Here is a 20,706-nt window from a genome sequence, read left to right on the forward strand (position 1 = left end):
ATTTCAGTTTTTTTGCTAGTATTACGCTAGCCCAACCTATTATACCTTTACTTTCGTAATATGGTACAATTTTGTCACAAACACATGAAGGAGTGTCATCATTGGATAAGGGAACTGTACAAGATTTAAAATTCTATAGTGAAGCATTACAGGAGGAATTAGAGCTATATATTTATGTCCCTGCTAATTATTCTCCACTATACAAATATAATATTTTAATCGCATCAGACGGTAAAGACTATTTCCAACTAGGAGGTATTACAAAACTAGCCGATGAACTTATCGATGACTATGAAATCGAGAATTTAATCATTGCATTCGTTCCATATAAAGATATTAAAGATCGCCGACATAAATATATTCCAAGTGGCGAACAACATGAAGCCTATTTGCGATTTTTAGCACATGAACTTGTTCCTTATTTGGATGCTGAATATGCAACATACCAAATGGGTATGAGTCGCGCGGTTATTGGTGATTCTATGGCTGCAACCGCTTCCTTAATGGCTGCTTTAAAGTATCCAAGCATCTTTGGTAAAGTTATTTTACAATCACCTTATGTTGATGAAGATGTACTGAAAGCTGTTGAACAATTCAAAGATCCAGGGGCTATTTCTATTTATCATATCGTAGGCAAAAACGAAGATAAAGTTGTAACAATGGATAAAACTGTTAAAGATTTCTTAACTCCAAATCGTCGGTTGCATAATCTTATGTTAAGCAAAGGCTTTTCTACATTTTATGAAGAGTTCGATGGTAATCATACATGGAAATATTGGAAACCTGATTTAAGACGTGCATTAATCGAAAATTTCAATTAATGTTGGGCGATTCAAATTACGTATTTTGAATTTTCTGTTATACTTAGATAGAAAAATTGTTTATTTACGGGAGGTAATGGACTATGAAGTACGGAATTGTGGCATTTCCATCAAAAAAATTGCAAGATTTAGCGAACACGTATCGCAAGCGTTACGATCCGCATTATGCAAAGATTACACCGCATATGACGTTAAAGGACAGCTTTGATGCAACGGAAGAAGATATTCAATCTATCGTGAAGCAATTAGATGACATTGCTGCCAATCAAGCACCTTTAAGCATTCATGCATCACGCATTAGTTCGTTTTTCCCAACAACAAATGCGATTTATTTCCGCATCGAACCAACTGAACAATTACAAGCATTCCATCGTGTAATTGAAGAAAAAATTCCATTTGGGGATTCTAAACATGTATTTGTTCCACACATTACAATTGCACAGAAAATGACTGATTCAGAGCATGATGACATTTTTGGCCAACTCCGTATGACAGGGGTTGATGAAAAAGATAGTATTGATCGTATTCATCTTTTATATCAATTGGAAGATGGGTCATGGACAACATATGAAACATTCCGATTGACTGGAGCTGAATAATTTTTGTATAACGTTAAGATTGTTGAAACAGAGAAAGAGCATGATGATGCATTTGCGGTTCGAAAAAAGGTTTTTGTAGAGGAACAAGGTGTTCCACTTCATTTAGAATGTGATGCGCAAGATAAAACTGCAACACATTTCATTATGTATGAGGGCGATGAACCAGTTGGTGCTGCTCGTCTCCGTAGCATTGAAGACCAAACTGCAAAAATTGAACGCGTATGTATTTTACAAAGTCAACGTGGCAAAAAACTTGGGGCTTTAATAATGAAGGAAATGGAAAAATATGCGATTTCCATTGACCAAAAGAAATTAAAACTCCATGCACAGAGCTACGCTGTTCCCTTTTATGAAAAGCTTGGCTATACGGTAACATCTCCTGAATTTATGGATGCAGGTATACCACATCGTGCAATGGAAAAAAAGATTTAATTAATAGGTGTTACGATATGCAAAGCATAGTCGTAACACCTTTTTTTATTTCTTAGAAAATCGCTTTCTACTAATTAAGTAGCTATTTAAGCTCTTTCATATTCAAATGGTGCTAGCTTTGAAGTATTACTTCATCATTTTAGCAAGCTTTTCGAAATCTAGTGAAGCACCATCTTGAATAATGGAGTTTACGATTTTATCTTCCAACTCTTGTGTGATTTGTCTATTAGACACTTTGCCCACACGACGTACAATTTTTCTTACTTGTTTTTCATTGGTAAAATCCGCATGTTGAATTGCATTTGCTAATGCAAAGATTTCATCCATTGAAACGCCTGTCTTTTGTTCAATCGAATTAAAAAACGAGCGATGCATGTTCCCCCTCCTATCAATTCCACCTCAACATCATTGTCGTTAATGTTTGGAAGCAAACGCATAGCACTTGCCCAAAATCTATGACAACTGTTGGAGGCTTTAACCTAATTTAGTAAGCTATTTATATACTCACAGAAATAAAGTTAAAGCCTAATACTCAAAACCTTTTTAGAAAACACTAGTAGCTAGTAAATTAGTTTACAAAAGTTGCACCAACAATAATAAGAAGAATGAATAGGACAACTATTAGAACAAATGTTGAGCCATAGCCACTATTGTTGTTATTACCTCCACAATAATTATTGTTCCAGCTATTCATCCCTGCATAAGGTTGTGCACACCAGCCCTGATATCCCATAAAAGCACCCCTCCCTTCTACAACCTATAATATGTAAAGTTGCAGATAAGAGAGGGGTATTCGTCTAGTCAATATTCCCTTTTGGTTTAAAAATTAATGCTCCAATAAATCCAAAAACAATAGCAGCGCTGATTCCTGAGCTTGTTACTTCAAACATTCCCGTTAATACGCCTACTAATCCATGTTTTTCTGCTTCAGCCATTGCTCCATGTGTTAAGGAGTTCCCAAATGACGTAATTGGTACTGTAGCACCAGCACCCGCTAAATGAATTAGCGGCTCGTATAACCCCATTCCATCTAAAATGGCACCAACGACAACTAACGTACTTAATGTATGTGCTGGTGTCAATTTACCAACATCCATTAATAATTGACCAATCACACAGATAATGCCTCCTACTATAAATGCAAAAATAAATGTCGTAACCATGCTATTGCCTCATTTCATTGTAATTTCTATCGCATGTGCCGTACATGGAATTGTTTCTTTTTGTTGGAATGAAAGTGGAGATAGTAGCGCACCTGTCGCTACAAGAAGCACACGTTTATATGTGCCTGCTCGGAGTTCTTGAATAACATAACTAAAAAAAACAGCCGCTGAACAGCCTGCTCCACTTGCACCAGATTGAAATGCTTCATCTTGACCGTAAAATTCCGCTCCAGCATCGCGTAAAAGTGTTAGCTCTTCATTTTTTATGCCACTCTCAACAAGCATCCCTTTAAGAAGTTTTAAGCCAAGCTGTCCTAAATCACCCGTTAAAATTAAATCATAATGATAAATTTCTTGCTTTCGGTCCTCAAGATGTGCCTTGATTGTTTGAAAGGCAGCAGGTGCCATTGCAGCGCCCATATGGAAAGGATCATCCATTCCATAATCAATTACCTTTCCAACTGTCGCCGCTTCAATACATGGAGCGTCCTCTTGATGTTTGCCAATAAGTGCATACCCAGCAGCGGTTACTGTCCACTGCGCCGTTTGAGGTTTTTGTGCCCCGTAATTGATAGGATAACGAAATTGGCGTTCTACCGCATTGTGCTGACTTGATGCACCAGCAATTGAAAAATTTGCGGCTCCAATCTCTGTTAAAAGGCTAGCTACAATAACAGAAGAGACCGAGGTAGCACAAGCTGAAAATAGTCCGATAAATGGAATGGCTAATTCCCTTGCAGCAAAATTTGTAGGTGTCATTTGATTAACTAAATCGCCACCTAACAAAAAATCGACTTCCCCAGTTGAAATGCCACCTTTTTTCATTACAATTTCACTGGCTTCTTCAATCATTTTTCGATGGCCTTGTTCATTTGTTTCCATTTGCCAGCGCTCATCGTCGTAAATCGTATCGAAATATTGTTTAAACGTACTACGGTCCTCTAACGGCCCTGCCACCACACCACCAGCTAACAGTGATGGTTTGGATGGAAAAATGATTACCATGAGACCACCCCTATCGTTACAAGGATATATTTAATAAGTGCTACAAAAAATGCAGATACTACTCCAAATAAAACAACCGATCCAGCTAATTTGAATAAGTTACCGCCAACACCAAGTACTAGACCTTCTGATTTATGTTCAATTGCAGCCGATATAACAGCGTTACCAAAACCTGTAACTGGCACTGCTGAACCCGCTCCAGCGAATTGACCAATTTTTTTGTATAAACCTAAGCCAGTTAAAATCATTGCAAAAAATACCATTGTGGCAACGGTAGGATTCCCTGCTGTTGCTTCTGTGAAATTAAAGAAAACGATATAAAAAAGAGAAACTGCCTGTCCGATTGTACAAATAAGGCCTCCTACTAAAAATGCTTTTACAGCATTTTTTAAGTAAGGTGGAGTCGGTGTTATATTTTGCTCAAGTTGTTGATATTGCTCTTTTTCCATTATGTTTCCTCCTTTGCAAGCTTTGTTAGCTCCGTTATTTTTTTGCTTAGTTTATTATCTTCAAGTTGATCCTTTTTTATTTTATTTGCTTCATAAAATATTTTATAATCAGCTGAAACGAAAATTTCTTTGTTAGGGTATTTTTCATCAAACTTCTTTTGTAGTTTTTTCTCTAATTTAGTCTTATTCCATTTTTTTATTGGTTTAATTTGCACGGCAACAAGCATTTTATCGTCATATTGAATAACCGTTGATTTTTCAACAAATTTTTCTTCTTTTAATAACGATTCCAGCTCTTCCTCATTTTGAGGAGAACCATAAACAATAAATTTTTCTTTTTCCGTGCATCCAATAAGCAATGTCATACAAACTAATAGAGGCAACATCATTCTTAATAACCTCAAGTTATTTACCCTCCTTTTCTTCACAGTTTCTCCACACAGAAAAAAACTATTCATTTGAATAAGTAAACGAAAGCCCGAGTCCATTTTTTAAAAGTACATATTGTAGAAGTATTAGAAAGAAAGGAGGTGACGATATGGGTTGTGGTAAACCAACAAATCCTATTGGACCTATCCAATCAGCAGGCTGCGTATGTGACGTAGTTCGTGCAATTCTAGATATTCAAAATCAAGCGGTGCGAGATGAGTGTTCTCCATGTACAGCAAACTGTTTCTTAGAACCACTAGGCGGGATTGTAAGTCCTGCACGTTCAGCAGCAGACACACGCGTATTCATGTTAATTACAAAAGACGGTACTCCATTTAAAGCATTCTTTAGCTCACCATCAGCAGATCCTTGTAAATGTACATCAGTATTTTTCCGTGTCGAAGATATGTTTGATGAATGCTGTGCTACTTTACGTGTTTTAGAACCTTTATGTACTTATGATTCTACTGAAAGCACAGTTGACTTATTAAGTCGTGATGGCTGCTGCGTTAATATGAAGAAAATTTGTAAAGTAGATGATTGGAACTCCACTGATAGCTGTATTACTGTGGATCTATCTTGTTTCTGCGCTGTACAATGTATCGCTGATGTTGACTTAGGGATTTGTGATTAAGTCTTTCTCCTTTGACACACTACACATAAAAAAAAAGTGTACAGCATCCTCTGCTGTACACTTTTTTTATAATGTTGGCAATTTTTTTCCTCGCCATAATATTTGTTCGATATCTTCAAAGTAAATAATTTCTTGTGTATTAAATTCCCTCGACGTCAACATAAGTGAATCCTCTTGCATATCAGAAGCAGTTCCACTCAATTTTCTACCATCTTTTAAACTAATTAATAATGGCTGGTAGGCCTTTTGACGAAATGGTTTTTCCAAAAATCGCAACTGTTTAATTAAATACTCATCAATTTGTTCTTCTTTTACTTGTAATTCTACTTTTTCTTCCTTTTGTTTTAACAGCGCTTCTTCTTCACTCGACTCGCTTGCATATTGATCCCTTACATACACAGACGTACTTTCATCCAAATCAAGTTCATGTAGCATTTTGGAAATGTTTAAGAAATAAGTTGGTGATTTTATATATAGGCGTGGCTCTCGCTCCACAATTATCACTTCCCTTTTTTCCCTACAATATGCTAAAACGAAGAAATTGGTTCTTAGCCTATTTGACTTAAAAACATTGTCGCTAGTCCTAAATAAATTAAAATACTTGTAATATCGTTTAACGTAGTAATAAACGGACCCGATGCAACAGCAGGATCAATTTTCATGCGGTGCATTAATAATGGGATAAATGATCCAGCAAGCGTAGCCACTAAAATTGAACCACAAATAGCTGCCCCTACAAGCATGCCTAAAATTAATTCGTTTTTCCATATATATACAATACCAATAACGATAATACCACAAACAATACCAGTCAAAATTCCCGTACCAGCCTCTCGAAGTAGCAGTTTCATCTTGCTATGTTCTTCGACATCACCAGTAGCAATACCTCGAATGGCAACAGCCAACGCTTGTGTCCCACTATTCCCCGAAGTACCCGAGATAAGTGGAATAAAGACAGCTAGTAGTGCAACTTTATCGAGGGTATCTTCAAATTGGCCCATTAAATTTGCTGTTAGCATGCCTAAAAATAATAATACGACAAGCCATGGCAATCGTTTTTTCGCTGCTTGCCAAGGACTTGTATCAAATTTATCCATATCTGAAATACCCGCTAATTTAGAGTAATCCTCAGATGCTTCTTCATCAATAACATCGATAATATCATCGACTGTAATAATCCCCAAAAGTTCACCTTTATCATCAATAACAGGTGTCGCCAAGAAATTATAATCTTTCATAATTTGTGCTACTTCTTCTTGGTCATCCCCAACATGGACCATTACAACACGTTCATTCATAATGGAGCGAATAAGTGTATCTTCGTCAGCAATAATTAAATCACGAAGAGATATAACACCTGTAAGTCGATGCGCCTCATCCACAACGAAAATATAATAAATCGTTTCGGCATTCGGTGCCTCTTTACGTAATATCGCCATTGCCGAACGCACTGTAGAATTTTCAGGAATAGCCACATATTCCGTTGTCATAATAGAACCAGCTGTATATTCATCATAGCTTAAAAGCTCATTAATCTCTCCAGCTGTTTCTTCATCCATCATGCCTAAGTAGCTTTCTCGTTGCTGAGTATCTAGTTCATTTAAGACGTCTGCGGCATCATCGGCATACATATGAGACAGCATTTCCGCACCATAGGCGGGATCCATCTCTGCTAAATATGCTTTATATTCATCATCATCTAATTCGATTGCCTCAAAAATGTCAGCCATTTCCGTCGGAGACAAGTACGAATAGATGATCTTTCGTATATCAGGCTCCACCTTTTCATAAAACGTTGCCTGATCATATGGATGAAGTTCTAAAAACTCATCACGGAATGCGGTAATATCATTGGTCTCGAGCATACCTCGTAAATGTGCTTCGTCAAATTGCACATCATCCTTTTCATTTCTTTCCTCTATCATGCTTGTCCCCTCCTTCCGAGCGTTGAATTCATTTCATTTTACATACATTGATGTAAATCTACCTTTTATATAATAGTGTGCATGTACTATTTGTGCAAACTCTTTTTTTAGGTAGCAACAACTTTCTACTATACTATACCCTACAATTGCTTATTTTTCTGTTAACATGCTATTAAGATAATTTTTTTTAGTAAAAATGATAAGGAGATGCCCGTTTTTGCGAACACCTCCTCAATTATTTAATATTTGTAGCATATCATCCTTCAGCGGACTAGAGAAATAATGTTGCTCTTTTGTTAAAGGGTGCTGTAAACATAACGATACGCAATGTAACGCTTGCCGATCTATTAGATCGCGACTCCCTCCATATAAATCATCACCAACGAGCGGATGCCCCAAATAACTCATATGCACACGAATTTGGTGCGTTCGTCCTGTATGCAACTTTAAGCGGATATGCGTCATCGGCTCGCCTTGAACAGAAAAACGCTGTAATACAGTTACATCTGTATGTGCATATTGTCCATCTTGTCGTACCTCACGCTCAATAATACTTGTTTCTTTGCGTCCAATAGGCGCTATGATAGACTGGCGATTTTGTGTTAAATGTCCATGTACAATTGCTTCATATTCCCGTGATACTTCACCAAAGCGTTGGGCTAAACCCATTAGATGATGAATATGCGCATGTTTTGCAATGCATAACAAGCCAGATGTATCCCGATCAAGTCTTGTCACAATATGAACGGTAGAAGCTAAATTCTGTTGTTCGAAATAGCCGCAAACATCATTCGCAATACTTTTTGTTGGATGCTCCCGAGATGGAATAGTACTTTGATGTGCTGGTTTATCGAGTACTAACAGCGCATCATCCTCATAAATAACAGCAAGCTCGCCATATTCAATGGCAAGCCCATCACTTTTCTCTTCTGGTGGGAATTTTACTTCTACTTGATCGCCTATACGGAGAGGGTAACGTACATTTTGTTCGTTACCATTCACCATCAATAAGCCCCCTTCAAATTTAATAGCTGTTAAGGCCCGTTTGGATATTTGCCATTCTGCTAAAGCTTCACGCAATAATTGGCCATCCTTCTCAGCTAGAAACTGAAGCGTAAATCTTCTATCGCTATTATTCATTGGCAACAAATGACTCATGCACACGTTCCCAGAATGGAAAAGGTCTAAAGCGAGCAAAGCGAACTCTTTCATTGGCGACATTAAAAGCAATGGATTTTACATCGCCTTGTGTAACTTGAATATGATCAACTGTCATATTAAAGTTTTGCTCATTGACAGGGCGTAACACACAGTGATGATGTGCAGGTAATATCAATGGCGAGCCAACTGTACGGAAAACACGATTATTTATAGAGGCTATTTCAGTAATTTGAAGTGCAGCTAATGTTGGATGAATAATCGCTCCTCCAAGTGCTTTGTTATAGGCTGTACTACCTGAAGGTGTGGAAACACAAAGGCCGTCGCCACGGAAACGCTCAAATTGATTGCCGTTTAATTCTACATCCATTACGAGCGTAACATCTGGTGATTTCACTGTCGCTTCATTTAACGCCAAATAAGTATTTGAATCTGTATTATGATGCTCCACTTTTACTTCCAGTAATGGATACTCCACAACATTAAAGTCCTTCTTGGCAATAGATAACACCAATTTCTCTAATTCCGAAGGCTTCCAATCCGCATAAAATCCTAAATGACCTGTATGAATACCGACAAATGCTACCTGATCTAGCAAATGTGAGTAGCGATGGAAGGCGTGTAATAATGTTCCGTCTCCGCCTATTGATACAACAATTTCAGGCGTCTCTTCATCATAGGTTAATCCAAAATCTTGTAAATATGTTTTTGCTAGCTCCATTAATTCATTTGATTGTGCATCTCTACGTGATTGAATGGAAAATTTCATTGTGAGTCACGCTCCTTCTCTGATAGTAAACTAGGATTCGATGCCTCTTTAAATTCACTAAAATAGGCCTGCGCTTCTTGAATTTCACTGCGAATCGATGACATTTCTTCATCCAACCGAAAGGCAGCCTCAGCAGCACTTTGCAGACGATTCTTTATTTCCTCTGGAAACATGCCTTTATATTTGTAATTTAGTGAATGTTCTATTGATGCCCAAAAATTCATAGCTAATGTACGAATTTGAATCTCAGCTAGCACTACCTTTTTTCCTTGTATGGTTTCAACGGGGTATTCTACAATCATATGATGTGATCGGTAACCACTTGGTTTACTATGGGTGATATAGTCACGCTCTTCAACAACACGCATATCCTTCCGCTGTCGAATTAGCTCTGTCACCGTCGAAATATCATCTACAAATTGGCACATAATACGAACACCTGCAATATCGCCAAGCTCGTCGCCAAGTTGTTTCGAAGGTTCAAAGGCTAGTCCTTTTTCTAAAGTTTTATCGTAAATGCTTGCCAGTGGCTTTACTCGTCCAGTGACAAATTCAATTGGTGAATTTGCATTGACAATGCCAAACTGGGAACGCATACCTTTTAATTTTATTTTTAACTCATCTACTGCTTGTTTATAAGGACTTAAAAAAATCTCCCATTGTCCCATCGCTAAAACCTCCCGACATTCGGTATCGAACAATCGCAATACCGTCTGTTCGTTTTGTCTCTTTATTCAGCGAGAACTGCCTTGAAGTGTTGTTCCACTGCCTGAACAAATTCTGCTCCGTAATTGTAATTTCCTTCAATATTATACACGAGCATTTCCAATTCATCGTAAAAATTTGTAAGTTCAATGACTTCTTCATCTATTTTTAACATTGGGTTTTGTTTAGCTTGTAAAATATGTACAAGATTCTCCCAACTAGTCAATGGAAAACGTAAATAATGATAGTCCTCTCCTGCATCTAGTAAATAAATAAAAGCAAAATCATCTGAGTCTGCAATTAATTGAGCAGCAGGCTTTAACTGTAAATTTTTATTATTGTCGTTTAAACTAAAATGAGGTTGCTGGTTTTCAAAATAAAATGATTCTATTGTATATATTTTACGCACATGTGGGTCCCCTTTTCGTCGTTCTCTTCCTCTTATTTTAGCATATGGGGTAAATAGTTGCAGTGTGTAATTGCAAAACTACAAGCAAACGCTTGTTAAAAATCAATTACCTCTTAGTGACATTATTTTCGAGCGTACTTGAAAGAGGTGACCTCCACTTTAACAAGTGTATATTTGGAGAAATTCTGCATAAACAAGGTAAAAACTAATAATAAAGGGTGAACATAGATGGCACAACAACTTGAAATTGAATTTAAAAATGTGTTAACCAAACAACAATATGAACAATTACTAGAGGATTTCCAAATCAAAGAAAATGCTATTCATCGTCAAACAAATCATTATTTCGACACGCCTTCCAATGCTATTCGCAAATTGCAAAGTGGACTACGAATTCGAATAATAGACACTTATTACGAATGTACATTAAAAGAAAAATCTTCAAAACATGCCCATTTAGAGACGACAGACGTTTTAACTGCAACGCATGCTGAAAAAATGCTTGCTGGTCAAGGCTTTTATGCACCTGAAGTTGCAAAAAGACTGGCGCTACACAATATACCACTAGAGCAATTAGCTGTGTTCGGTTCCCTTACAACAGATCGTGTCGAAATCCCTTATAAAGACGGACTTCTTGTATTTGATCATTCTTTCTATTTGCAGTGTGACGATTATGAGGTAGAATATGAATCAAAAGATGAAATAAAAGGAAATGCAATCTTCGACGAATTTCTACAGCAATATGGTATAGAAAAACAAATTGCTGAAAAAAAAATCGCCCGATTTATGAAAGCACTTCAATCAATTAAGCAACAATAAATAAAGCAACTACAACTATAGTACAAACGAAAGGGTGACCAACTAATTGGATATCCAATCTTTAAGAACGATGCTTGAAATACAAGCACTGCAAACACTAGGTTCAACAGAAAATACTTCAGCTAATTCTTTCACAAATAGCAATTCATTATTTTCTGATATGATTGACGAAATGTTAGGTGATGCTACAACAACTAATAGTGCAAAATTATCTAGTTTGCTTGGTATGAGTTCTTCAAGCTCTGCAAATTTCATGGATCAGCTAAATAGTTTAACAGGTATGTCTGTCGGAACAACAAACAGCTCGCTGCAATCATTGCTTTATAATGGCTCTAATTCCGTGTATATACCTGCTTCGATTCAGGCTACGTTAGCAAAAATGCAATCCAGCACTAGCCTTGATTCCTATGTATCTGATGATGTAATTGGATCAACTGCCTATGCAAATTCACTTACTGGAGCAAATAAATACGCCGATATCATTGACAAGGCTTCGACTACTTATAATGTACCTGCCAAGCTTATCGCAGCCGTTATAAAGCAGGAGTCCAACTTTAATGCATTAGCTGTCAGCAATGCAGGAGCACAAGGCTTAATGCAATTAATGCCAAAGACAGCACAATTTTTAGGTGTAACGAATTCTTTTGATCCTGAACAAAATATTATGGCAGGCGCCAAATATTTACGTCAAATGCTCGATAAATTCGATAATGATCCAACACTTGCATTGGCAGCTTATAATGCTGGTGCTTCTCGTGTTACAAAATATAATGGAATTCCGCCATTCAAAGAAACACAGAATTATGTCAAAAAAGTGATGAATTACTACACTGTGTAAATCGCATAAAACCTGTAATTACGGTCTTTTTCAGCAAATTTCACCCACGTTGGTGAAATTTGTTCTTTTCTAGCGAAAACATTTTCAAAGTGCTCTTTGTTTGTGTAAACGAATGGACGTTGATAGAATGAAGGTAGTCACAAGATATTCACATTTTTCTATTCAACTTAGTATTAGATAAAATTGTACATCAACATATTGATTTGCACTTTACGATATACTTCCTATAAAGAATAAAAGGAGCATTTACTTATGAGTCGAAAATACACTGTTCCTTATGAGGAGCTGGGCGCTGAAAAACTTTCTGAACTCATACATGCGTTCTATAAAAGAGTTGCACAGCATCCTGAACTTATACCAATCTTCCCAAAAGATTTGACAGAGACAGCACGTAAGCAAATTCAATTTCAAACACAGTATTTAGGTGGTCCAAATCTTTTTACTGAAGAGCACGGACATCCGATGATGCGTGCGCGTCATATGAATTTTCCAATTACACCCGATCGTGCACAAGCATGGCTAGAATGTATGGCCGAAGCAATGGATGAAGTTGGCTTGGAAGGGAAGTTCCGTGAAACTTATTACCATCGCTTAGTATTAACAGCTCATCACATGATTAATACACCTAATGACGATGAGGGGGAATTATTACGTGAATAATATTCAAATGTTGCAAGAACCAACACCGACGATTTCTACTGCTAATAAGCCAATTGAATTGTATATTTTCGTAGATCCACTTTGTCCTGAAGCTTTTAGTATGCAATCCATCATTCGCAAACTACAACTAGAATACAATCATTATTTTTCATGGCGTTTTGTCTTAAGCACAGAGCTTTCATCACTTAATTGTCTGAGCAAGCGTATGAAAGGTTGCGAATCTGGGATTGAGCTGGATATTAATCACCCTGTGTTACCCTCTATAGCGATAAAAGCAGCTGAATTACAGGGTAAACGTGCAGGCGCTCGCTACTTATCGAAATTACAGGAATATGTTGTATTGAACTACCAGGATGTAAATTCCTATGCAACGCTTTTAAAAATTGCAGAGGATGTCCAATTAGATATGAATGAATTTGTTGTAGACTTTGGTTCAAAAGAAGCCGCACGTGCCTTCCAATGCGATTTATATATAAAACGGGAAATGGAAGTAGATGAAGTACCGAGTATCGTATTTTTCAATGAATGCATTGAGGATGAAGGTTTAAAGGTAAGTGGCAGCTATTCCTATGAAGTTTATGAACATATTTTACAAGAGATGTTGAACGAGCAGCTTATACGTCAACCGTTACCAACCATTGAAGAATTGTTTTCAAAGTATCAAACACTTTCTACAAATGATATAGCTTTTATTTATTCATTAACAGAACAAGCAGCTGAGCGTGAATTAAAAAAACGGATGCTGCAACAAAAGATAGAACGGATTCAAACAGATTACGCTACACTATGGCGTATTAAATAATGCAATTATACTTTTATTCCAAAAGGTTAGGAACTCTCTGAGTATATGAGAGACCTATCCTTTTTTTTATTTAGAAAACTGGTAATTAAAATAACGGATTTTCAAAGCCGTGCATCCAAAACATTATCGATAGACGAAAAATCGCATCAATAGTCTCAGCAATAAAACAACGCATCACTCGCATCATTAGTAAAAGAGATGCTTAATATTAAAACTACTAATGGCACATAAACTACATGCTGATAGCAATAAAGACCTAAAATAAAAGAGACGCCTCTATCCTCGACAGATAGAGACGCCTCTTTTTCACAAAGGGGATGGGAGAAATGTTCACGTTCAAACAAAGGGGTGTATGTTTGTTTTGTGATTTATTTCACAAGATTCACTTTATCATGGAATAATAAATTAAGCAATGTATCCTGCTTTAGATTCACAAATTTGTCATATAGAAAGCGATTACAATAGAGTATTTTTACAAGATGGTACCTTTTTTTCATTTGTAAATCAAAGAAAATCATTATTAATTATTTTTTCTAAAATGTCCTTTTCTAATTAGCAGAAAAAAACGGCTGTAGTAATTTTACTACAGCCATACAAATTAATTATTCAACAATAACTTTTCTAGTTCATTTAATCGTTGTTCAAATACTTTACAAGCATCATCAATTGGTTTTGCTACATTCATATCAACACCTGCTGCTTTTAGCACATCTATTGGGAAGTCAGAGCAACCAGCTTTTAAGAAGTTATTAATATAACGTTCTACAGCAGGTTCACCTTCCTCCAAAATTTGCTTACTTAATGCCGTAGCGGCAGATTTGCCAGTAGCATATTGATATACGTAGTAATTGTAATAGAAATGTGGAATACGTGCCCATTCTAGACCGATTTCCTCATCAACTACCATTGCCTCTCCGAAATAGAGCTTATTTAAATTATAATATACTTCCGTTAAACGTTCCGCTGTTAATGATTCTCCATTTTTGTCCATCTGGTGTATCATATGCTCGAATTCGGCAAACATTGTTTGTCGGAAAACTGTACTACGGAACTTGTCTAACCAATGATTTAATAAATAAATTTTTTGCTGAGGATCTTCTATTGTTTTTAACAGATAATCATTCAATAATTCTTCATTACATGTAGAAGCTACTTCAGCCACAAAAATTGAATAATCTCCGTAGACATATGGCTGATTTTGACGTGTGTAATAACTGTGTACGCTATGTCCAAATTCATGGGCTAATGTAAATAAATTATCTACATTATCCTGCCAGTTCATAAGAATATACGGATTCGTACCGTAAGTACCAGATGAATAAGCACCACTCGTTTTCCCCTTGTTTTCCAACACATCCACCCAACGATTATCAAAACCACTTTGTACGATGCTTTGGTATTCTTCCCCAAGAGGTGCTAGCGCCTTCACTAAAATATCCTGCGCTTCCTCATATGGCACTTGCATGTCAACTTCCTGGACAAGTGGTGTAAACAAATCCCACATATGCAGTTCATCCACACCTAATAGCTTTTTACGTAAAGCAATATAACGCTGCATAGCTGGTAAATGCTTATGAATGGTCTCGACTAATTGATCGTATACACTTTCTGGAATAAAGTTATTTGACATCGCAGCATGACGTGCAGAATCATAATGACGAATATTGGCACTTACATTATGTTTTTTTACATTGCCTGTTAATGTAGCCGCAAATGTATTTTTAAAATTACCATACGTTTCATACATCGCTTTAAATGCAGCTTCACGTACCGCTCTATTTTTACTTTCTAAAAACTTAATATAATTACCATGTGTCAGCTGGACTTCTTCCCCTTCTTCATTCTTCACTATAGGGAAAACTAAATCCGCATTGTTCAGCATACCAAACGTATTCGATGCGGTGCCTGTAACCTCTGCCATCTGTGCAAGTAATGCTTCTTGATCAGCAGGTAACACATGAGGACGAGTCATTGAAATTTCTTTCAATGATTGCTTATATAATTGTAAATCTTTATTTTCTGCTAAATAGCTTTCGATTGTCTCTTCACTTAATGATAAAATTTCAGGCGTTAAAAATGATAATGCCGTTGAAATATTAGTCGCTAACGTTTGAATACGCCCATACAAATCTTGATAAAAACTATTCGTTTTATCTTGATCATTACGCATATGTGCGTACGTATACAGTTTCATTGTACGCTGATAAATTTCATCGTAATATGTTAATACTGCTAATAAGGCATCTGAACCATTTTTTAAAGTACCTGCATAGCTAGGTGCTTTTTTTGCTAGTTCTGCGACCTTCTTAAACTCCTCTTCCCATAGTGCATCAGTGGCAAAAATATCTTCTAATCGCCAAGTTAACTCTACTGGTACTTCACTTCTCATTAATACTCGATTGCTGTTACTAGCCATGAGCCAGCCCCCTTTATATATGACTTTCCTTCTCCTAACATTTTCTCAATATATTGCGACAATTGCAAATAATAATCTACCTACCTTTTCCTCCTTATGAGGCTTTTATATGACAATACAAATGCTCATATACTTTTTCCAACATTCCCATACTGTCATCTTGTTGAAGGAAACTATGCCCTAACAGTTTTGCATAGTTTTCAATCACTTGCACTCTTATATTTGTTGGCTCTAGATTGAGAAGCGTTAGAAATAATTGAATATCCTCTTTACACAGCACTGAAGGTGGTAACTGCCGTTTCCTGCAAAAATCCAATAAAATGGCTTGCCATTCTATTGGAGAAATTGGAATAGCATTTGCATTTTTAACAGGTATGCCAATATAATTCGGCAATGCATTAAGTGAAAACCTCAATTCATAACAACTTCGTAAAAAAAGGTCCTGCACGCCTTTTTTACTGCGCATTAAACGTTGCTTTACATACTGTTGGCATAATCTTTTATACGTATGCCAGTAAATAATAAACGCTTCATACGTAATTAACTTTGGCTCATAAAATGGAAAGTGTTGTTTTTCAAGTGGGATATTTAGTACTTGCGCTATAAAAGTATGCCCGTGAACATGAAGAAGATTCGTCCAATAATTAAATTGAGCTGCATTCGCATCATATGTAACTAAATATGGCACATTGCTCGCTGAATAATTAATCACGTTTTGAAAGATAGGCGAAATTCTAATTTTTTGAATAGCATGCGCTTTATATTTGTTCTGCGGGGTTTGAAATAGCCATAACGCTTGGATGTGATTTTTCTCATAACCTTCTGTTCGTAATAGCCAGTTTTCGTTTGTTATCGCACTGCATTGATATTCCATTGCAATCGTTTGCTTTTTGCTTTGTAATAAAATATCTGGTCGTTGAGCTAATTTCGGTAAAAATGGCTCCAGCTCTACTGTATGCCCGAGCGATTTCAACCATTCGAATAATTGAATTTTTCCCCGTAAATGAAGCTGTGATTCTCCTTCTGAAAATTGTCGATCACAAGAATGGCTAGCAATATGAGCAAAGTGTGGGATTTTCAGCTGACCGATTTTTAATTGAACAGGCTGCTGGCATTGAGGGCAAAAAAATTGTTGAAGCTGGCGATACTTTTGTAAGGCTTCTCTCGAATGTTGATATGAGATAAATAATTGCTGTTGCTCTGTATAGGCAATTAGCATAACCATCTTTCTCCTTTTTGCACTCATTGTAAATAAAGTTATTCTTTAAGCCAACTAATTATCTGCTTTTCTTTGAAATTTGATTTTTAGCACAAAAAAAGACTGTAGATTTACTCAAATTTCTGAGTATGTCTACAGTCTAATAGCTCCATCAGAAGCTTAAAAGATGTTAACTAAAATATTTTCGAACAGTTTCGAAGCAATTGTATTCCATAATTTTTTCGCCATATTCTTCAAGACGATGAATTGTGAAATTTGAAGGGCTTAAAAACTCTTTAATGACTGCATTTTTATCATGACGATTTAAATCATCATCTGCGTTCCCAAAGTCTACTACTAAATAGTAACAACCTTCATATTTGAATAATGAGGAATCCACTAAATCATCAGTCATCCGTTTTGCAACGGGGATTAACTCATCTATATCTTTAAATTTATAAACATAAATGTCTGTATCCATAAATAACTCTGATTCATCCATGTCACCAAATTGAGTTAATTGACTAAGAAGATCCTCTCCTACTTCGTCGAATGGGGCAAACATACTTTTTTGTTCATCATAATGTGAATGACCATCTAATGTTTCACCGTCTTTTAAAATATGTGCACGTGTGACAATGATTTCTAAGCCTACTTCCGACGCATTGATATGAATCCAAATCGGACCCTCTACATCAAAATAATCTTCCGTATTCACTTCATCAATCATATCCCAAAAAAGTTGCTCACCCTTTGCTCGGTTGTACCAAATTTCTTCACGACTGTAGCCGCGATCCTCTATATCATTGTACGTAATAAAGAGCTTGAGTGTATTTTCATTTACACGTTCGATGTCCACTAGACCTCATCTCCCTTCACTGTCATTTGTCGAAAAACAGTATTATTCCATTAGTATGCTTTGATTCATTGTTTTTAACCTTCATACTCCCTTGTTTTTCAACCTTTGACCACACCACAGAAAAGTCATCGAGCAACTGTAATCATAAATTTTTTGTTCACAGTTGTCTCTAATTCTATTGTATGCTGTTCTTTCATAAAATGAAAAGGATATACACCATTTCAAAGAAGATATTTGAATTATTGAAATTGTAGTAAACTATTTTGATTAAATCAAGTTTAACATACTTTTAGGGAAATATATGACTTTTACCTATTAATTATTAGTTTTGTTTGAAGGTTTTTACATAAGTAAAACATAAAAAAATAGATGTCACAACATGCATGCTTCTGCATTTGTAACACCTAATACATTTAATCTATGCAATATAGGAGGATTTTAGTTCACCATGCGCTGTGCTTCTTGTAATTGATAAGCCCGAACCTTACGTGGTAAAAATCTTCGAATTTCATCTTCATTATAGCCTACTTGCAAGCGTTTCTCATCCAAAATTATTGGTCGTCGTAATAATCCTGGATATTCTTGAATTAGTTCATATAAGCGTTGTAACGGTAAGCTTTCAACATCTACATTTAATTTTTGAAATATTTTAGATCGAGTTGAAATGATTTCATCTGTTCCATCCTCCGTCATGCGTAAAATTTCTTTAATTTCACTAATGCTTAACGGTTCAGAAAAAATATTACGTTCTGTATATGGAATTTCATGCTCCTCTAACCATGCTTTCGCTTTACGACAAGACGTACAACTTGGTGATGTAAATAAAGTAACTATCATACTGACACATCCTTTCTCTTTGTTTTCGTTATCTATAGACCATTTTGTTAAATTAGAATTAATGTAATGTAAAACTACAGTTCCATTATACAGCACTCAGCTGTATTTGAATATAGTTCCAAGGAAAAAAAGAATGCATAGTAAATGACTTTGTTACAAAATATTCTGTCTTTTAATACTACCTTAAAGTGTCTAATTCCTTTGTATGTCCTACGAACTAATAATAATATTCCCATAAGCACGTCATTTTAAACATGAATATACGGAAACTAGTTGTTCTCAATTAAAAAATACAAACGAGAATAATGTCACTTAGACGTGTACAATCATGACGCAGCTTTCAAACTGCAGGTTGCTTTTTTTGACAAAACAAAAAAAGTTCAGTCTAAAGACTGAATTTGCAGACTTGCATTTAGATAAGTCTTTATACTATAATGTGGTGCAATAAGAAAAGCGCATTTGCGCTAAACATCTACATTTATAATGTAGTTAAAAACGCTGACGAAGAGTAGTACATATGCAATATACATGTATAGAGAGTCTGTGGTTGCTGGAAACAGATCATGTATGCATTTGGAATGGACTTCCGAGTTAGCTTTGTGAACGTACAAGTATATACTTGATACCTATTAGCAAAGCTCGTCTCTTCACGTTACGAAGCTAAGAGGCCTTTTTGGCAAGCAGGGTGGTACCGCGGATTCGAACATCATTCGTCCCTTCATTAGTTATTTCTAATGAGGACGCATGATGTTTTTTTATTTTCGAAACCGAGGAGGAACTTATTATGACAACAATTTTTTCAGGCGTACAGCCAACAGGTATTGTGACATTAGGAAATTATCTTGGTGCATTCAAGCAATTCCCAGCATTGCAGGAAGAAGGCAATGCTATATATTGTATCGTTGACCAACATGCTATTACGGTTGCTCAAGATCCAAAAGAGTTACGTCAAAACATTCGTAACTTAGCTGCTACTTATATCGCTACTGGTATTGACCCTCAAAAGTCTACATTATTCATTCAATCAGAAGTGCCTGCCCATGCTCAAGCTGGATGGATGCTACAATGTGTTGCTTCTATCGGTGAGCTAGAGCGTATGACACAATTCAAAGATAAATCTCATGGTAAAGAAACTGTTTCTGCAGCTCTTTTAACATATCCACCATTAATGGCTGCTGACATTTTATTATATAACACGAATATTGTTCCTGTAGGGGACGATCAAAAGCAACATATTGAGCTAACACGTGATCTTGCTGAGCGCTTTAATAAACGCTACGGTGACGTTTTAACTATCCCTGAAATTCAATTACCAAAAGCTGGAGCTCGTATTAAATCATTACAAGAGCCGACGAAAAAAATGAGCAAGTCCGACCCAAATACAAAAGCAACGATTAAACTTTTAGATACAGCAAAAGATATTGAGAAAAAAATCAAATCAGCCGTAACGGACTCAGATGGTATTGTAGCATTTGATGTTGAAAATAAACCAGGCGTTTCGAATTTACTAACGATTGAATCTGCTATTTCGGGTGTATCAATTGATGATTTAGTGAAAAAATATGAAGGTATCGGTTATGGCGGCTTTAAACAAAGTGTAGCTACAGCAGTTATCGACCACCTTACACCAATCCAAGAAAGATTTTATAACCTTGTAGAGTCTTCTGAATTAGATATCATTTTAGATGAAGGTGCAGAAAAGGCAAATGCTATTGCTAGCGCAACTTTAAAGCGTATGGAACAAGCTATGGGCTTAGGCCGCACACGTCGCTAAGAAAG

General features: G+C 36.3%; 25 protein-coding genes and 1 other annotated feature. Of the genes, 9 read left to right on the top strand and 16 right to left on the bottom strand.

Annotation, left to right across the window (positions count from 1 at the left end):
* Window positions 1-101 precede the first annotated feature (101 nt).
* The 3 genes from JNUCC52_RS09975 to JNUCC52_RS09985 all read left to right on the top strand — a co-directional run bounded on the left by JNUCC52_RS09975 (window position 102) and on the right by JNUCC52_RS09985 (window position 1,852).
* Window positions 102-821, top strand: a complete 720-nt coding sequence (locus tag JNUCC52_RS09975) for an alpha/beta hydrolase (RefSeq protein ID WP_139860172.1) — start codon at window positions 102-104, stop codon at window positions 819-821.
* 83 nt (window positions 822-904) lie between these two features.
* A complete protein-coding gene (locus tag JNUCC52_RS09980; protein WP_173478065.1) occupies window positions 905-1,420 on the top strand; it encodes a YjcG family protein in 516 nt (171 codons plus the stop codon).
* A 3-nt stretch (window positions 1,421-1,423) separates the two neighbouring features.
* Window positions 1,424-1,852 carry a GNAT family N-acetyltransferase gene (locus JNUCC52_RS09985; RefSeq protein ID WP_173478066.1) on the top strand — a complete coding sequence of 143 codons (429 nt, stop codon included), beginning with the start codon at window positions 1,424-1,426 and terminating at the stop codon, window positions 1,850-1,852.
* A gap of 126 nt (window positions 1,853-1,978) precedes the next feature.
* Here JNUCC52_RS09985 and JNUCC52_RS09990 read toward each other — a convergent pair whose 3' ends face one another.
* The 6 genes from JNUCC52_RS09990 to JNUCC52_RS10015 all read right to left on the bottom strand — a co-directional run bounded on the left by JNUCC52_RS09990 (window position 1,979) and on the right by JNUCC52_RS10015 (window position 4,873).
* Window positions 1,979-2,227, bottom strand: coding sequence for a stage VI sporulation protein F (locus tag JNUCC52_RS09990; RefSeq protein ID WP_173478067.1), 249 nt, complete (start codon window positions 2,225-2,227; stop codon window positions 1,979-1,981).
* A gap of 193 nt (window positions 2,228-2,420) precedes the next feature.
* Window positions 2,421-2,546 (bottom strand): YjcZ family sporulation protein, encoded by a 126-nt coding sequence (locus JNUCC52_RS23185; protein WP_173478133.1) that lies wholly within the window; start codon window positions 2,544-2,546, stop codon window positions 2,421-2,423.
* A gap of 103 nt (window positions 2,547-2,649) precedes the next feature.
* Entirely contained in the window at window positions 2,650-3,015 is a 366-nt protein-coding gene (spoVAE, locus tag JNUCC52_RS10000; RefSeq protein ID WP_173478068.1) for a stage V sporulation protein AE, read from the bottom strand.
* Between the two features lie 9 nt (window positions 3,016-3,024).
* A complete protein-coding gene (locus tag JNUCC52_RS10005) occupies window positions 3,025-4,020 on the bottom strand; it encodes a stage V sporulation protein AD (protein ID WP_173478069.1) in 996 nt (331 codons plus the stop codon).
* Window positions 4,014-4,469, bottom strand: a complete 456-nt coding sequence (spoVAC, locus tag JNUCC52_RS10010) for a stage V sporulation protein AC (RefSeq protein WP_173478070.1) — start codon at window positions 4,467-4,469, stop codon at window positions 4,014-4,016. The genes JNUCC52_RS10005 and spoVAC overlap by 7 nt, the downstream gene beginning before the upstream one ends.
* Window positions 4,469-4,873 (bottom strand): YhcN/YlaJ family sporulation lipoprotein, encoded by a 405-nt coding sequence (locus JNUCC52_RS10015; protein WP_228134375.1) that lies wholly within the window; start codon window positions 4,871-4,873, stop codon window positions 4,469-4,471. The genes spoVAC and JNUCC52_RS10015 overlap by 1 nt, the downstream gene beginning before the upstream one ends.
* A gap of 134 nt (window positions 4,874-5,007) precedes the next feature.
* On the opposite strand from JNUCC52_RS10015, the gene JNUCC52_RS10020 reads away from it, so the two are divergent.
* Complete coding sequence (locus tag JNUCC52_RS10020; RefSeq protein ID WP_173478071.1) at window positions 5,008-5,532, top strand: CotY/CotZ family spore coat protein; 525 nt, start codon at window positions 5,008-5,010, stop codon at window positions 5,530-5,532.
* 66 nt (window positions 5,533-5,598) lie between these two features.
* On the opposite strand, the gene JNUCC52_RS10025 is transcribed toward JNUCC52_RS10020, so the two are convergent.
* From JNUCC52_RS10025 to JNUCC52_RS10050, 6 genes are all read right to left on the bottom strand, one after another.
* Window positions 5,599-6,027, bottom strand: coding sequence for a hypothetical protein (locus JNUCC52_RS10025; RefSeq protein ID WP_337982007.1), 429 nt, complete (start codon window positions 6,025-6,027; stop codon window positions 5,599-5,601).
* 53 nt (window positions 6,028-6,080) lie between these two features.
* Window positions 6,081-7,457, bottom strand: coding sequence for a magnesium transporter (mgtE, locus tag JNUCC52_RS10030; protein WP_173478073.1), 1,377 nt, complete (start codon window positions 7,455-7,457; stop codon window positions 6,081-6,083).
* A gap of 231 nt (window positions 7,458-7,688) precedes the next feature.
* A complete protein-coding gene (locus JNUCC52_RS10035; protein ID WP_337982008.1) occupies window positions 7,689-8,597 on the bottom strand; it encodes an RluA family pseudouridine synthase in 909 nt (302 codons plus the stop codon).
* Window positions 8,590-9,384: an NAD kinase gene (locus tag JNUCC52_RS10040; RefSeq protein WP_173478075.1), complete on the bottom strand. Its 795-nt coding sequence runs from the start codon at window positions 9,382-9,384 to the stop codon at window positions 8,590-8,592. Before JNUCC52_RS10040 ends, JNUCC52_RS10035 begins: the two co-directional genes overlap by 8 nt.
* Window positions 9,381-10,052 carry a GTP diphosphokinase gene (yjbM, locus tag JNUCC52_RS10045; RefSeq protein ID WP_173478076.1) on the bottom strand — a complete coding sequence of 224 codons (672 nt, stop codon included), beginning with the start codon at window positions 10,050-10,052 and terminating at the stop codon, window positions 9,381-9,383. Before yjbM ends, JNUCC52_RS10040 begins: the two co-directional genes overlap by 4 nt.
* A gap of 62 nt (window positions 10,053-10,114) precedes the next feature.
* On the bottom strand, window positions 10,115-10,498 hold the full coding sequence (locus JNUCC52_RS10050) for a UPF0738 family protein (RefSeq protein WP_173478077.1): 384 nt from the start codon (window positions 10,496-10,498) through the stop codon (window positions 10,115-10,117).
* Between the two features lie 228 nt (window positions 10,499-10,726).
* Between JNUCC52_RS10050 and JNUCC52_RS10055 the strand changes: the two genes are divergently transcribed.
* The 4 genes from JNUCC52_RS10055 (at window position 10,727) to JNUCC52_RS10070 (ending at window position 13,617) form a co-directional block, all read left to right on the top strand.
* Window positions 10,727-11,317 (top strand): CYTH domain-containing protein, encoded by a 591-nt coding sequence (locus JNUCC52_RS10055; protein WP_173478078.1) that lies wholly within the window; start codon window positions 10,727-10,729, stop codon window positions 11,315-11,317.
* A gap of 46 nt (window positions 11,318-11,363) precedes the next feature.
* Window positions 11,364-12,155, top strand: a complete 792-nt coding sequence (locus JNUCC52_RS10060) for a lytic transglycosylase domain-containing protein (RefSeq protein ID WP_228134373.1) — start codon at window positions 11,364-11,366, stop codon at window positions 12,153-12,155.
* A 252-nt stretch (window positions 12,156-12,407) separates the two neighbouring features.
* The gene (locus tag JNUCC52_RS10065) at window positions 12,408-12,815 is read left to right on the top strand and encodes a globin domain-containing protein (protein ID WP_173478079.1); all 408 of its coding nucleotides are present in this window, start codon (window positions 12,408-12,410) and stop codon (window positions 12,813-12,815) included.
* A complete protein-coding gene (locus tag JNUCC52_RS10070) occupies window positions 12,808-13,617 on the top strand; it encodes a ClpXP adapter SpxH family protein (RefSeq protein WP_173478080.1) in 810 nt (269 codons plus the stop codon). Before JNUCC52_RS10065 ends, JNUCC52_RS10070 begins: the two co-directional genes overlap by 8 nt.
* 598 nt (window positions 13,618-14,215) lie before the next feature.
* On the opposite strand, the gene pepF is transcribed toward JNUCC52_RS10070, so the two are convergent.
* The 4 genes from pepF to spxA form a co-directional block, all read right to left on the bottom strand.
* The gene (gene pepF / locus JNUCC52_RS10075) at window positions 14,216-16,033 is read right to left on the bottom strand and encodes an oligoendopeptidase F (RefSeq protein WP_337982009.1); all 1,818 of its coding nucleotides are present in this window, start codon (window positions 16,031-16,033) and stop codon (window positions 14,216-14,218) included.
* 94 nt (window positions 16,034-16,127) lie between these two features.
* Window positions 16,128-17,252: a competence protein CoiA gene (locus tag JNUCC52_RS10080; protein WP_337982010.1), complete on the bottom strand. Its 1,125-nt coding sequence runs from the start codon at window positions 17,250-17,252 to the stop codon at window positions 16,128-16,130.
* A gap of 169 nt (window positions 17,253-17,421) precedes the next feature.
* Window positions 17,422-18,090 (bottom strand): adaptor protein MecA, encoded by a 669-nt coding sequence (gene mecA / locus JNUCC52_RS10085; RefSeq protein ID WP_173478083.1) that lies wholly within the window; start codon window positions 18,088-18,090, stop codon window positions 17,422-17,424.
* 438 nt (window positions 18,091-18,528) lie between these two features.
* Window positions 18,529-18,924, bottom strand: a complete 396-nt coding sequence (gene spxA, locus JNUCC52_RS10090) for a transcriptional regulator SpxA (protein WP_024362527.1) — start codon at window positions 18,922-18,924, stop codon at window positions 18,529-18,531.
* A gap of 492 nt (window positions 18,925-19,416) precedes the next feature.
* Window positions 19,417-19,648 (top strand) — a binding site (T-box leader).
* Between the two features lie 63 nt (window positions 19,649-19,711).
* Between spxA and trpS the strand changes: the two genes are divergently transcribed.
* On the top strand, window positions 19,712-20,701 hold the full coding sequence (trpS, locus tag JNUCC52_RS10095) for a tryptophan--tRNA ligase (RefSeq protein ID WP_173478084.1): 990 nt from the start codon (window positions 19,712-19,714) through the stop codon (window positions 20,699-20,701).
* Window positions 20,702-20,706 lie beyond the last annotated feature (5 nt).

It is taken from the genome of Lysinibacillus sp. JNUCC-52 (assembly GCF_015999545.1).
In the GTDB taxonomy this organism is placed as follows: Bacteria; Bacillota; Bacilli; order Bacillales_A; family Planococcaceae; genus Lysinibacillus.

What these genes read in the sequence shown, in the direction of transcription:
- JNUCC52_RS10035 (WP_337982008.1), bottom strand. Translation starts at nt 8,597, where the DNA reads ATGAATAATAGCGATAGAAGATTTACGCTTCAGTTTCTAGCTGAGAAG.
- mgtE (WP_173478073.1), bottom strand. Translation starts at nt 7,457, where the DNA reads ATGATAGAGGAAAGAAATGAAAAGGATGATGTGCAATTTGACGAAGCA.
- JNUCC52_RS10040 (WP_173478075.1), bottom strand. Translation starts at nt 9,384, where the DNA reads ATGAAATTTTCCATTCAATCACGTAGAGATGCACAATCAAATGAATTA.
- JNUCC52_RS10065 (WP_173478079.1), top strand. Translation starts at nt 12,408, where the DNA reads ATGAGTCGAAAATACACTGTTCCTTATGAGGAGCTGGGCGCTGAAAAA.
- spoVAC (WP_173478070.1), bottom strand. Translation starts at nt 4,469, where the DNA reads ATGGAAAAAGAGCAATATCAACAACTTGAGCAAAATATAACACCGACT.
- spoVAE (WP_173478068.1), bottom strand. Translation starts at nt 3,015, where the DNA reads ATGGTTACGACATTTATTTTTGCATTTATAGTAGGAGGCATTATCTGT.
- JNUCC52_RS10080 (WP_337982010.1), bottom strand. Translation starts at nt 17,252, where the DNA reads ATGCTAATTGCCTATACAGAGCAACAGCAATTATTTATCTCATATCAA.
- JNUCC52_RS09990 (WP_173478067.1), bottom strand. Translation starts at nt 2,227, where the DNA reads ATGCATCGCTCGTTTTTTAATTCGATTGAACAAAAGACAGGCGTTTCA.
- pepF (WP_337982009.1), bottom strand. Translation starts at nt 16,033, where the DNA reads ATGGCTAGTAACAGCAATCGAGTATTAATGAGAAGTGAAGTACCAGTA.
- JNUCC52_RS09980 (WP_173478065.1), top strand. Translation starts at nt 905, where the DNA reads ATGAAGTACGGAATTGTGGCATTTCCATCAAAAAAATTGCAAGATTTA.
- trpS (WP_173478084.1), top strand. Translation starts at nt 19,712, where the DNA reads ATGACAACAATTTTTTCAGGCGTACAGCCAACAGGTATTGTGACATTA.
- JNUCC52_RS10055 (WP_173478078.1), top strand. Translation starts at nt 10,727, where the DNA reads ATGGCACAACAACTTGAAATTGAATTTAAAAATGTGTTAACCAAACAA.
- JNUCC52_RS10005 (WP_173478069.1), bottom strand. Translation starts at nt 4,020, where the DNA reads ATGGTAATCATTTTTCCATCCAAACCATCACTGTTAGCTGGTGGTGTG.
- JNUCC52_RS10020 (WP_173478071.1), top strand. Translation starts at nt 5,008, where the DNA reads ATGGGTTGTGGTAAACCAACAAATCCTATTGGACCTATCCAATCAGCA.
- JNUCC52_RS23185 (WP_173478133.1), bottom strand. Translation starts at nt 2,546, where the DNA reads ATGAATAGCTGGAACAATAATTATTGTGGAGGTAATAACAACAATAGT.
- yjbM (WP_173478076.1), bottom strand. Translation starts at nt 10,052, where the DNA reads ATGGGACAATGGGAGATTTTTTTAAGTCCTTATAAACAAGCAGTAGAT.